The organism is Pandoraea sp., from assembly GCF_041919235.1.
Classification (GTDB): Bacteria; Pseudomonadota; Gammaproteobacteria; order Burkholderiales; family Burkholderiaceae; genus Pandoraea.
In genome coordinates this window covers 72308-84575 of sequence record NZ_JAYRUC010000010.1, presented here as the reverse complement: position 1 = coordinate 84575, position 12268 = coordinate 72308, and the positions used below count along the sequence as shown (strand labels likewise).

The 12268-nt window shown below is 65.4% G+C and carries 12 protein-coding genes; 11 read left to right on the top strand and 1 reads right to left on the bottom strand.

All coding sequences use genetic code 11. From position 1 onward, the window contains the following. From ACE3UG_RS10135 to ACE3UG_RS10110, 6 genes are all read left to right on the top strand, one after another. Complete coding sequence (locus ACE3UG_RS10135) at positions 1-1053, top strand: ABC transporter ATP-binding protein (protein ID WP_374623079.1); 1053 nt, start codon at positions 1-3, stop codon at positions 1051-1053. Positions 1054-1129: 76 nt separating this feature from the next. Further along, a complete protein-coding gene (locus ACE3UG_RS10130; protein WP_374623076.1) occupies positions 1130-2194 on the top strand; it encodes an extracellular solute-binding protein in 1065 nt (354 codons plus the stop codon). A gap of 26 nt (positions 2195-2220) precedes the next feature. Then, positions 2221-3132, top strand: a complete 912-nt coding sequence (locus ACE3UG_RS10125; protein WP_374623073.1) for an ABC transporter permease — start codon at positions 2221-2223, stop codon at positions 3130-3132. Positions 3133-3248: 116 nt separating this feature from the next. Further along, the gene (locus tag ACE3UG_RS10120) at positions 3249-4445 is read left to right on the top strand and encodes a M24 family metallopeptidase (RefSeq protein WP_374623071.1); all 1197 of its coding nucleotides are present in this window, start codon (positions 3249-3251) and stop codon (positions 4443-4445) included. 65 nt (positions 4446-4510) lie between these two features. Continuing rightward, positions 4511-5752: an amidohydrolase family protein gene (locus ACE3UG_RS10115; RefSeq protein WP_374623068.1), complete on the top strand. Its 1242-nt coding sequence runs from the start codon at positions 4511-4513 to the stop codon at positions 5750-5752. 132 nt (positions 5753-5884) lie between these two features. Then, a complete protein-coding gene (locus ACE3UG_RS10110) occupies positions 5885-6799 on the top strand; it encodes a LysR substrate-binding domain-containing protein (protein WP_374623066.1) in 915 nt (304 codons plus the stop codon). Positions 6800-6931: 132 nt separating this feature from the next. Here ACE3UG_RS10110 and purM read toward each other — a convergent pair whose 3' ends face one another. After that, positions 6932-7978, bottom strand: a complete 1047-nt coding sequence (purM, locus tag ACE3UG_RS10105) for a phosphoribosylformylglycinamidine cyclo-ligase (RefSeq protein ID WP_374623063.1) — start codon at positions 7976-7978, stop codon at positions 6932-6934. 147 nt (positions 7979-8125) lie between these two features. Here purM and hda point away from each other — a divergent pair, with 147 nt between their 5' ends. Genes hda through ACE3UG_RS10080 form a run of 5 tightly spaced genes read left to right on the top strand, consistent with a single transcriptional unit; the run spans position 8126 to position 12241 of the window. Continuing rightward, positions 8126-8836, top strand: a complete 711-nt coding sequence (hda, locus tag ACE3UG_RS10100; protein ID WP_374623060.1) for a DnaA regulatory inactivator Hda — start codon at positions 8126-8128, stop codon at positions 8834-8836. Positions 8837-8866: 30 nt separating this feature from the next. Further along, the gene (locus ACE3UG_RS10095; RefSeq protein WP_374623057.1) at positions 8867-9547 is read left to right on the top strand and encodes an HAD family hydrolase; all 681 of its coding nucleotides are present in this window, start codon (positions 8867-8869) and stop codon (positions 9545-9547) included. Continuing rightward, complete coding sequence (gene pcnB, locus ACE3UG_RS10090) at positions 9544-11079, top strand: polynucleotide adenylyltransferase PcnB (protein WP_374623055.1); 1536 nt, start codon at positions 9544-9546, stop codon at positions 11077-11079. Before ACE3UG_RS10095 ends, pcnB begins: the two co-directional genes overlap by 4 nt. Further along, positions 11076-11588, top strand: coding sequence for a 2-amino-4-hydroxy-6-hydroxymethyldihydropteridine diphosphokinase (gene folK / locus ACE3UG_RS10085; protein WP_374623053.1), 513 nt, complete (start codon positions 11076-11078; stop codon positions 11586-11588). The genes pcnB and folK overlap by 4 nt, the downstream gene beginning before the upstream one ends. After that, complete coding sequence (locus tag ACE3UG_RS10080) at positions 11585-12241, top strand: deoxynucleoside kinase (RefSeq protein WP_374623050.1); 657 nt, start codon at positions 11585-11587, stop codon at positions 12239-12241. Before folK ends, ACE3UG_RS10080 begins: the two co-directional genes overlap by 4 nt. The last annotated feature ends 27 nt before the right edge of the window (positions 12242-12268 follow it).

Genomic DNA, 12268 nt, shown 5'->3' with positions numbered 1-12268 from the left:
ATGGCCAACGTTTCGCTTCGCGGGCTGCGCAAGCAATACGGCAACGCCGCTGCCGTGACCGACTTTTCGCTGGAGATTGCGCAAGGAGAACTCGTCGCATTCCTCGGCCCGAGCGGCTGCGGCAAGACCACGACGCTGCGCATGGTCGCGGGCTTCGTCGAGCCGACGGCCGGCGAAATCTGGATCGGCGGCAAAGAGGTCTCGCGCCTGCCCGCGCACCGTCGCAACACGGGCATGGTGTTTCAGCGCTACGCCCTCTTTCCGCATATGACCGTGGCCGAGAACGTGGCGTTCGGACTGGAGATGCGTCACGTCCCGAGCGCCGAGCGCACCACACGCATTCGCGAGGCACTCGATATGGTGCGCCTCACGCCGCTCGCGGATCGCTATCCGCGCCAGCTCTCCGGCGGTCAACAGCAACGTGTGGCAATTGCCCGCGCGCTGGCGATTCGCCCCGACGTCTTCCTGCTCGACGAGCCGCTCTCCAATCTCGACGCGAAGCTGCGAAGCGAAGTGCGCGAGGAGATCCGCGCGCTGCAGCGCCGGCTCGGGCTGACGACGATCTTCGTCACGCACGATCAGGAGGAGGCGCTCGCCATTGCCGACCGTCTCGCCGTGATGCACGACGGCTGCGTGCAGCAGATCGGCACCGCCGATGCCCTCTACGAACGCCCGGCCAATCCGTTCGTTGCGAACTTTCTCGGCAAGATGAACTTCCTTCCGGGCCGCATGACCGACGGCCACTTCGTGACCGCCAAGGGCGAACGCCTGGCATTGGCGGGCGCCGCGCCCGATGCCACGACGCTGGGTATCCGCCCCGAGCGCCTGCGCCTGAGCGACGCCCCCGCCCATGACGAGACGGCCATACCGGTCACAGTCGACCAGTCGATCTATCTGGGCGCCACGCTGGAACTGCGGCTGACGAGCCGGCACGGCGAAACGCTCGTCGCGCATGTCCCGAATACCGCACGCGAGGACACCGGCCGGTACGCGCCGGGCCGCACGCTCAACGCGTGCTTCGCGAGCACCGACTGCCTGTTTTTCAACGCCTGACGACTCAGCCTCACTCACACCCGCTTCGGCCCCTGTTTTGGCCAACCTTGTGGCCAACGTTTTGAAGGATGACGACATGACGCACGCCCTGAACCGCCGCTCGTTTCTGAAGACCGCTTCCGGTCTGGTGATCGCCCCCGCGCTCGGCCTCGATGCGCTCTGCGCACACGCTGCCGCTGCGTGTCCGAATGTGGTCGTCGGCACATGGGGCGGCGACTATCTGAACCTTCTCGAGCAAAACATCGGCAAGCCGATCATCGAAGCCGCAGGCGGCAAGGTCACGTACGACTCCGCCGGGCAGGTCGAGCGCATGACGAAGCTGCGCGCCGAGAAGGCCTCGCGGCGCGGCTCGCTCGACGTGGCGTGCCTGGCCGATCTCGATATGTACGACATCAACCGCTCGGGCATTCTCGAAGCGGTCGACACCCAGCGCGTGCCGAATCTGGCGAACGCGCTGGAGGCGCTGCGCCGTCCGTACTCGATCCCGCACATCTTCAGCGCGATGGTGATCGTCTACAACCCCGAGAAGCTGGGCACGAAGCCCGATTCGTTTACCGCCGCGCTCGATCCCAAGCTCAAGGGCCGCGTCGGCTTCTCCGACATCCTCTACAACTTCAACGTGGTGAGCAGCTCGCTGGCCGCCGGCCACAAGGACGGCGACATGGCCGGTGGCGTGCAATTCCTGCGCGAGCTGCGCAAGACGCAACAGCCCAAGGTGTATCCGTCGAACGAAGCCGTGGCTTCCGCGCTCAAGAGCGGCGACATCTGGTTCACCTGCATGTGGAAGGCACGCGCGCTGCAATGGAAGAAGGCGGGCGTGCCCATCGACTACGTGGTGCCCAAGGAAGGCGCCGTGCCGGTCACGTTCGAAGCCGCCGTGCCGAAGAACTCGCAGTCCAAGGCCTGCGGCTTCAACTATCTGAATGCGATGCTCGATCCGCGTGCGCAGATCGGATTTGCCGAGACGATGGGCTACGCGCCGACCGTAACGAACGCGAATCTGCCGCCGTCGTTGCAGCAAAGCGTGGGGTTCACCAACGCCGAGCTCGATCGCATGGTCAAACTCGATTACGCCCGCTTCACCGCCGACAAGCCCGCACTGCTCGATTTCTGGAACAAGGAATTCAAGGTGGGGCTGTGAGCGTCGCCGACACCCCAGAGCCCGCGATGACGCCACGCCTGCCTTCGTCTCGAGCCTCCCGGGCCGCCACCGCACGTGCGGTGCGCGGCGCGCTCACGGGTGGCTCGCTCGCCGCGCCGGCCACGCTCGTCGTGTTGCTGGTGATCGTGCTGCCGGGGCTGCAACTGGTGCGCTACAGCTTCAACCGGTTCGACCCCGTCGACATGATGCAGGCGGCGTTCACCGGCAGCAACTATCTCAAGTTCTTCACCGATCCGTACTACCTGTCGGTGCTGTGGACGACGATCAAGGTTGCATCGCTGTGCACCGCCCTCGCGCTGGTGTTCGGCTTTCCGGTGGCGTACGTTCTCGCTCGCACGCAAACCCGCTTCAAGAGCCTGCTCGTGATGCTGCTGGTCTTCCCGCTGCTCGTGGGCAACGTCGTGCGCGCAGCCGGATGGATGGTCATGCTCGGCACCGCCGGCTTCGTCAACTCGCTGCTCGTCTCGCTGGACATCGTGTCGCAGCCGATTCGTTTGCTGTACACGCCGTTTGCGGTCGTGGTGGGCACCACCGCCGTGGTGCTGCCCTACATGATCCTCACGTTGCAGAGCGTGCTCGAAGGCATGGACTTCTCCGTCGAGGAAGCCGCGCGCAATCTCGGGGCGACGTTCCGGCAAACCCTCACGCGCGTGATTCTGCCAATGGCCGCGCCGGGCATTGCGGCAGGCACCATGCTCGTGTTCATTCTGTGCATGAACGCCTATGCCACGCCGGTATTGCTGGGCGGCACCGGCATCACGATGATGACGCCCACGATCTACGACCAGATCGCGAAGGCGAACAACTGGCCGTTCGGCGCGGTGCTCTCCATCGTATCGATGGTCGTGACGTTCGTGCTGGCCATTGCGTCCCATTGGGTCATCCACCGTCGTTATGCAAAAACGATGATGACCTGACCGAACCGACGTCGTGAGCCGCACTGCCCGGCGGCTCACCCGTGTGCCGCACACACCCGACACCGGACACCGGACGCCCCCACGCACCCTGACATTCCGCCGATAAGGATTTCGTCATGCCGATACTCTCCGATGCCACGCGTGTGTACCGCCGTGGCCTGATGAACGATCTGATGGATCGCGCGCGCGTCGATGCGCTCGTGTTCACCGCCGCCGACTTCTTCCAGTGGGCGACCAACTTCCATGTCGATGTGCAGACGTGGGAGCGCCCCATCGCCATTTGCGTGCCGCGCAATGGCGAACCCGTCGCCGTGATGAACGAGCTGTCCACGCATCACCTGCGGATGGCGAGCGAGCGCGGCCATCTGTGGCTCGACCTCGATCGCGTCACGCTTTATGCCGAGCATCCGCGCGTGACGCAACGCCAGCCGCTGCTCGCGGAAGTGCCATCGCTGATCGCCGACACGCTGAGCGCGGCCGGCCTCGCCGGCGCGCGCATCGGGGTCGATGCCGCGGGCGGGCCGCTGGCCCGCGCAAGCGCGCTGCTGCCCGACGCCAGGTTCGTACCGATGCTCGCGCAAATGCGCGCCTTGCGCTGGGTCAAGCACGATGAGGAGATCGCCATCATGCGCGCCGCAGCGGAACTGTCCGACTGGGTACAGGAGCGTTATCGCGAAAACATCCGGCCCGGGCGTCTCGTGCAGGAACTCGATTACGCGATGGCCGCGCTGATGGTCACCGAAGGAGCGAAGCGCTTTCCCGGCGAGAATCTCGAAGTGCTGCGCTGCTGGACGCTCTCCGGCCCGGCATCGGCCTCGCCGCATGGCGATGGGGCGTCGTGCGGCGCGCGCATCGGTGCGGGCGACGGCATGGTCAACATCGTGATCCCGCGCCTGAACGGCCTGGTGATCGAGAACGAGCGCACGTGGTTCTGCGGCAAGCCGTCGAGCGAGCAGGCGCGCTTCTACGAAGTCGCCCGCGCGGCCAACGAGGCCGCCGTGAACGCTGCGGTGACAGGCAAACCCGTCTCCGGTATCGACGCCGCCGCACAGGCCGTCATCGAGCAAGCAGGTTGCGGCGAGTATATCCGCCATCGCACCGGACACGGCATGGGCATCATCGGCCACGAATACCCGGACGACATGGCCTTCAACCATCGCCCGCTGCTCGCGAACGAAGTCTATTCGGCGGAACCGGGCATCTACGTCTACGGCCTCGGTGGCTTCCGTCTGGACGACTCGGTCGTCACCGGCGATACCCCCGTCATGCTCACACGCACGCCGCGCACCCTTGCGCATGCCACGATCGATTGAAAGCGAGACAGGGTGGCCGCGCCGGCTTGGCGCCCCCCCCGACACACTATTGCGGAGGAGAGGTCATGGAGTCGATTCTGTTGTCGAATTGCGCGCTGCTCGACCCGGTCAAGGGCGAACTGCGCGAAGACTACGCCGTCCTGATCGAGGGCGGGCGCATCAAGGAAGTGTCCGATCGGCCGATTCGCGCGCCGTCCGCGCGTGAGATCGATGCCCACGGACGCACCGTCATGCCGGGTCTGATCGATCTGCACGTGCATGTGCACGCCACGCAGCTCAATCTCGCCGCGCAAGCGCATCTGCCGAACGTGCTCGTCACGCTCAAGTCGGTGCCGATTCTGCAAGGCATGTTGCGGCGCGGCTTCACCACTGTGCGAGACGCGGGCGGTGCGGGACACGCCATCAAGCATGCCGTCGAAAGCGGTCTGGCCGAAGGACCGCGCCTGTTCGTGTCGGGCCGCGCCATCAGTCAGACCGGTGGACACGGCGACGGCCGCCCACGCACCGATTACGTCGGCACCGACGGCCCCTGCCCATGCTGCGTTCGCGTGGGGGCATTGTCGCGCGTGGCCGACGGCGTCGACGAAGTACGGCGCGCCGTGCGCGAGGAGCTGCAAATGGGCGCCGACCAGATCAAGATCATGGCCTCGGGGGGCGTGGCGTCGCCCACCGATCCCGTCGGCGCGTGGGGCTATTCCGAAGACGAGATCCGCGCCATCGTTGCGGAAGCACGCGGGCGCGGCACCTACGTGCTCGCCCACGCCTACACGGCACAAGCTATCGAACGCGCAGTGCGCTGCGGCGTGCGTACCATCGAACACGGCAATCTCGTCGACGCCGCCACCGCGCGTTACATGGCCGATCAGGGCGCTTATGTCGTGCCAACGCTTGTAACGTATGACGCGCTCGCGAACGAAGGCAAGTCGCTCGGTCTGCCGGACGATAGCGTTGCGAAGATCGCGAGCGTGCATGCGGCGGGGCTGCGTTCGCTGGAGATCTTCCGCGACGCCGGTGTGAAGATGGGTTACGGCTCGGATTTGCTGGGGGAGTCGCAGCGTTTGCAAAGCGACGAGTTCCGTCTGCGCGCCGAAGTGCTGACGCCTGCGGAGATTCTTCGCAGCGCGACGGTCATCGGCGCCGAGGTCCTCGGACAGTCGGGGCAGTTGGGCGAGATCGTGCCCGGCGCGCATGCCGATGTGCTGATCGTCGATGGCAATCCGCTCGCGTCGCTCGACTGTCTGCTCGGTCAGGGGGAGCGGATTCCGATGGTCATGAAGGGCGGTAAAATCCACGCTTTCGCGCTGTAGGGCGAGCCTCGCACGAGGCCCATCGCGGGTTCGAGCGGTGGGGCGGCCAGCACCGGCGCTCCCTGCCCCAAATCACGACAGCGCGGCTGTGCGGCCATGCGGCGCACACGCTAACCCTTCCGTGGAGAATCGATGGATTTCCGGCACATCGACGCCTTTCGGGCGCTGATGCTCACGCGCACAACGACCAAAGCCGCACAGGTGCTTGGCACGTCGCAGTCTGCGGTCAGCCGCCTGGTGGCCGATCTCGAACGCTCGACGCGTCTCACGCTGTTCGATCGTGCGCGCGGCCGGCTCGAACCCACGGCCGAGGCGTTCGCGCTCTTCGAGGAAGTCGAGCGCCGCTACGCCGGGCTCGACAACATTCGCGAATTCGCCTTGAATCTGCGCAATCCCGACAAGGCGGTCGTTCGTGTGGGGTCGGTCCTGTCGTTCGGGCTGGGCTTCTTCGCGCGCGTGATGGCAGGCTACCGGGCGTTGCATCCCAGCGTGCAGCTCGCGCTGACCACCGGCGCGTCGGATCTGATTCGCGACCAGGTCGTCACCCATCAACTCGCACTCGGACTGGTGACCGACACCATCGACGTCGCCGCGACCGATGCCGTCTCGTTCGCCAAGCTCGACGCGATCTGCGCCCTGCCCGCCGGTCATGCGCTCGCGCGCAAGAAGGTGATTCGCCTGAGCGATCTGAAGGGGCAGCCGATCTTGTCGTACGAACCGACGGACATGGTGCGCTGGGGCATGGATCAACTCTTTGCGGACGGCGATCTGCATCAGCAGGTCGTTGCGACGGCACGCTACTCCGTCAACATCGGCACGATGGTCAAGGAGAACGTTGGGATCGGCTTGCTGCATCCGGTGTCCGCCTACGACTTCCTCGACTCCGATCTCGTGCTGCGCCGCTTCGAGCCGTCGATGCCATTTCACACGTTGCGCATCACGCCGCGCGCCGCTGCGCCCAGTGCACAGCTCGACGACCTGGTACGGGTGATGGAGACGACGCTCGACGATGTCATGCGCGCCGTCGAGGCCCGGATGAAGGTGTGACCCACCTCGCGCATATCGAAAAAAAGCCCGCCAAAGCGATCGAAGCGATCGAAGCGATCTCCGGCGGGCTTGCAGTGCAATCCTTAACGCGCGAGGCGCGAGGCGCGAGGGCGCGGCGCCCTCGCCGGCCGCTCACGACACGATGGTTTGCGCTTCGCCTTCCTTGCGCTCGCGGATCCGGCCCAGACGGTAGACCGTCTCGCCCGATGCTTCGAGGTGCTTGACGGCCGCATCGGCGTCCGCTGCCGAGACGATCACCGCCATACCAATGCCACAGTTGAACACGCGATGCATCTCGGCGTCGGCGACCTTGCCATGCGCCTGCAGCCACTGGAACAGCGGCGGCAGCGTCCAGGCGTCCTTCGCGATGTCGGCCGTCAGGTGGTCCTGCAACACGCGCGGAATGTTCTCGACGATGCCGCCGCCCGTGATGTGCGCCATGCCCTTGACCGGCAGCGCCTGCATCAGCGCCAGCAACGGCTTGACGTAGATGCGCGTCGGGGCCATCAGCACGTCACGCAGCGGCTGGCCGTGGAAGTCGGCGTCCAGATCCGGCTTGGCGACGTCGAGGATCTTGCGAACGAGCGAGTAGCCGTTCGAATGCGCGCCCGACGAGGCCAGTCCCAGCACCACGTCGCCCGGCACGATGGTCGTGCCATCGATGATCTTGCTCTTCTCGACCGCACCCACGGCAAAACCGGCCAGATCGTATTCGCCATCCGGGTACATGCTCGGCATTTCAGCCGTCTCGCCGCCGATCAGCGCACAGCCCGCCAGTTCGCAGCCCTGGGCGATGCCCTTGACGACGGTGGCCGCAGTGGCCACGTCCAGCTTGCCGCAGGCGAAATAGTCGAGGAAGAACAGCGGCTCGGCGCCCTGCACCAGAATATCGTTCACGCTCATGGCCACCAGATCCTGGCCGACCGTGTCGTGCTTGTTCAGCGTAAAGGCCAGCTTGAGCTTGGTGCCCACGCCGTCGGTCCCCGAGACGAGCACCGGCTCCTTGTAGCGCTTGGGCACTTCGAACAGCGCGCCAAAGCCGCCGATGCCGCCCAGCACGCCGTCGCGCAGGGTTTTCTTGGCAAACGGCTTGATCGCTTCGACCAGTGCGTCGCCCGCTTCGATGTCGACGCCAGCGTCGCGATAGGAAAGGCCGGAAGTTTCGTTAGGGTGTGACATGACGGGAATGCATCAAGGTTCGGTAAAATGCGATTTTACCCGATGCGCGTGCCCTTTCGGCGCGCAAAGCGGATATCGGACGCCAGTCACGGCTGGCGTGCCCCGTAAACCGACCTTTGCCGGCGTTTTAGCCGGCTTTCTTCGTTCGTGATCCAGCAACTGTATCTCGACCTCGGCACACCGCCGCCCGCGACGTTCGACAATTTCATTGTCGGGCCCAATCGCGAGGCGGCGCAGACGCTCGCCGGCCTGCCCGCCGAACTCTCGGCCGGCACGGCGCGCGACCGCGGCATCTACCTTTGGGGGGCTGCGGGTTCCGGACGCACCCACCTGATGGAGGCGCTGTGCCACGCCGTCGGCCCGAGCGCGCGCTATCTGCGCGCGAACAGCCCGCTGGCCGCCTTCACCTTCGACGAGACGAGCACCGTCTACTGTGTCGACGACTGCGACCAGCTCTCGCCTACGCAGCAGATCGCCGCCTTCAATCTGTTCAACGAGACGCGCGCCCGGCCGCATTGCGCCTTCCTCGCCGCAGGATCGCAGCCGCCGGTCGACATGCCGCTGCGCGAAGACCTGCGTACCCGCCTCGGCTGGGGCCTCGTTTTCCACATTGTGGGACTCGACGACGACGGCAAGAAGCAGGCGTTGCAGAATGCGGCCCGCGAGCGGGGGTTGCAGTTGGCGACCGACGTGCCGGCCTATCTGCTCACGCATTTTGAGCGTGACATGTCGAGTCTGATGGCGCTGCTCGACCGTCTTGACCGGTTTTCGATGGAACAAAAGCGCGCGGTGACCTTGCCGTTGCTGCGCCAGATGCTCACCCACACCGATTCCGCCGCCCCCGACGGCAAAAACTGACCGGTGTTAGCTTCAGGTAAAATTCGCGCAATGACCAATTTAGCTCTCTTCGATCTCGACCACACCCTGCTGCCCACGGACAGCGACAAGGAGTGGGGCCGTTTCCTCGTGCGCCAGGGCGCCGTCGAGCGCGACTCGTACGCGCAGGCCAACGAGGCCTTTTATCAGGACTACCGTGCAGGCCGACTCGATATGCCGGCCTATCTGCGTTTCTGCCTGGCGCCGCTCGCACGCTACCCGCGTGACCAGCTCGACGCATGGCACGCGCAGTACATGGAAGAATCGATTCTGCCGCACATTCGCGCCGAAGCGCTCGAACTGCTCGACGTGCACCGTCGGGCCGGCGACCTGTGCGCCATTGTGACGGCCACCAACACGTTCGTCACGCGACCGATCGCCAAGGCGTTCGGCATCGATCATCTGATCGGCACCGAGCCGACCACGGCCGGCGACGGTCCGAACGCGCGGTACACCGGCGAATACGTCGGCACGCCGAGCTTCCGCGAGGGCAAGATCACGCGCACCGAAGCCTGGCTCGCCAGCCTGGGCAAGACGTGGAGCGATTTCGACCACGCATTTTTCTATAGCGATTCCGCCAACGACGTCCCCCTGATGGAGAAGGTGAACCATCCGGTGGCAACGAACCCCGATGAGGCGCTGCGCGATATCGCACTGGCGCGTCGCTGGCCCATTCTCGAGTTGTTTCAGTGATCCGCAAATTCATTAAAAAGCTGCTGGGCAAAGACAGCCCGACCGACGGCGGCGCAGGCAGCCCGCCCCCCATCGGCACGCCGGTCGTCATCCCCGTCTCGGTCCACGGCATCGATCCGAGCCTGCTCTCGAAGAACGCCGTGCGCGTGACCGACACGCTGCAGCAAGCCGGCTTCAAGGCCTTCATCGTCGGCGGCGCCGTGCGCGATCTGCTGCTCGGTATCGCCCCGAAGGACTTCGACGTCGCCACGAGTGCCACGCCCGAGCAGGTCCAGCGCCTGTTCCGTCGCGCTCGCATCATCGGGCGCCGCTTCCAGATCGTGCACGTTCAGTTCGGGCAGGAGATCATCGAGACCTCCACGTTCCGGGCGTTGGTCGATGCGGTCGACAGCGAGCAGATCGGTACGCGTCGTCCGAAAAAGGGCGAACTCGACCGCAAGACGCACGTCACCGACGAATCGGGCCGCGTGCTGCGCGACAACGTCTGGGGCGAGCAGGAAGAGGACGCCGCCCGGCGCGACTTCACCATCAACGCCATGTATTACGACCCGGCGGCGCAGACGGTGCATGACTATCACCGCGGCTGGGAAGACATTCAGAAGCGCGTGCTGCGCATGATCGGCGACCCGGCCACGCGCTACCGCGAAGATCCGGTGCGCATGCTGCGCGTGGTGCGTTTCGCGGCCAAGCTCGGCTTCAAGATCGACGAGGCGACGGCCGCGCCGATTCCGCAGCTCGCCCCGCTTGTCGACAACGTGCCTGCGGCGCGTCTGTTCGACGAAATGCTCAAACTGCTGCTCTCGGGTCACGCGTGGGCCTGTGTCCAGCAATTGCGCGAGCAGGGCCTGCATCACGGGCTGTTGCCGTTGCTCGATGTCGTGTTGGAGCAGCCGCTGGGCGAGAAATTCGTCGCGCTCGCGCTCGCCAACACCGATGCGCGCATTCGTGCGGGCAAGCCGGTCTCGCCGGGCTTCCTGTTCGCCGCGCTGCTCTGGCACCTCGTGCTCGAAAAATGGCAGGCCTATCAACGCGCCGGCGAGTATCCGATTCCGGCGTTGCATCTCGCGATGGACGACGTGCTCGATGCGCAAACCGGCAAGCTGGCGATCCAGCGCCGTTTCGTCGCCGACATGAAAGAGATCTGGGGCTTGCAGGTGCGTCTCGACAAGCGCGTTGGCCGCACGCCCTTGCGAATGCTCGAGCATCCGCGTCTGCGCGCGGGATACGACTTCCTGCTGCTGCGTTGCGAGTCGGGCGAAGTTCCGGCGGAAGCCGGCCAATGGTGGACGGACTTCCTCGAAGGCGATGCCGCCACGCGCGACGCCTTGCTCGCACAAGGCGGCGGATCGAGCACCACGCCGGCCGCCAAGCGCCGCCGGCGCCGTCGCAAGCCGTCGGGCAGCGGTGGCAGCGAAGGCACCGGCAGCGGTGAGCCCGACGCGCGTGGCGACGCGGGTGGCGAGGGCGCTACCAGCGAGAATCAGGGCAAGCGGGTATCATCGCGACAGCGTGGTTCTGAAGGTGCTTCATGACTGTTGCCTATATCGGGCTCGGCGCGAATCTCGGCGACGCCCGTCAATCGATCAAAGACGCCATCGTCTGTCTGGCACAGCAGATCGGCGTCACCATCATCGGCAAGTCCGACTTGTATCGCACTGCGCCGATCGAGTCGAGCGGCGACGATTATCTCAACTGCGCCATCGCCGTCGAGACCCATCTGAGCGCGCGGCAGTTGCTTACGCTGTGCCTGAAGATCGAAACGCATTTTGGGCGTGAGCGGCCCTACAAGCATGCACCGCGCACGCTCGATCTCGATCTGCTGCTGTATGGCAACGAACGCATTGCGGAACCCGATCTGATCGTGCCGCATCCGCGCATGGCAGGGCGCGCCTTCGTGCTGCGCCCGCTTGCGGACCTCGCGCCCGAGCTTGAAATTCCCGGCGTGGGCCGCGTGAGCGCCTTGCTGATGAACGTTGTCGACCAGCGCATCGAGCGCGTTGCGCAGTGCTGCTGCCCGACGAAGCGCGCCTACGCATCATGAGATCGCCGGTGCTTGGGCGTTTTCGCTATCTGGCCGTCGAGGGTCCCATCGGGGTTGGCAAGACGTCGCTGGCGCAGCGCCTGGCCGATGCCGCCGGCGCCGATCTGATGCTCGAACAGCCCGCGCTCAATCCCTTTCTCGAACGTTTCTATCGCGACAGCGCACGCTACGCGATGCCTGCGCAGTTGTCCTTCTGTCTGCAACGCGTGGACGAGGCGACGGAAATTGCACGGCGCGATATCGACGGCAAACCGATCTTTACCGATTTCCTTCCCGAAAAGGACGGCCTGTTCGCGCGACTCACGCTCGCCGCCGACGAGCTCGATCTGTACCGCAAGCTCGTTGCGCACATCGAGCGGCCGCACCGGGCGCCCGATCTGGTGATTCTTCTGCAGGCGAGTCCCGAAACGCTGTTCGCGCGTATTCAGAAGCGTGCCATTGCGATGGAGCAGCAAATTCCGGACACCTATCTGCGTGCGTTGTGCGACATCTATGGTGAATTCTTCTATCATTACGCCGCGGCGCCGGTACTGACGGTCGACACGGAACAATTCGATCCGGCGCACAACGACAGCGACTTCGCCCTGCTGGTCGAGCGCATCGACCAGATGCGCGGACGCAAGGAAGTCTTCGTCAAGGGCGCGCGCCCCTGATCGTCTCCAGACCCGCTCCGGCGCACG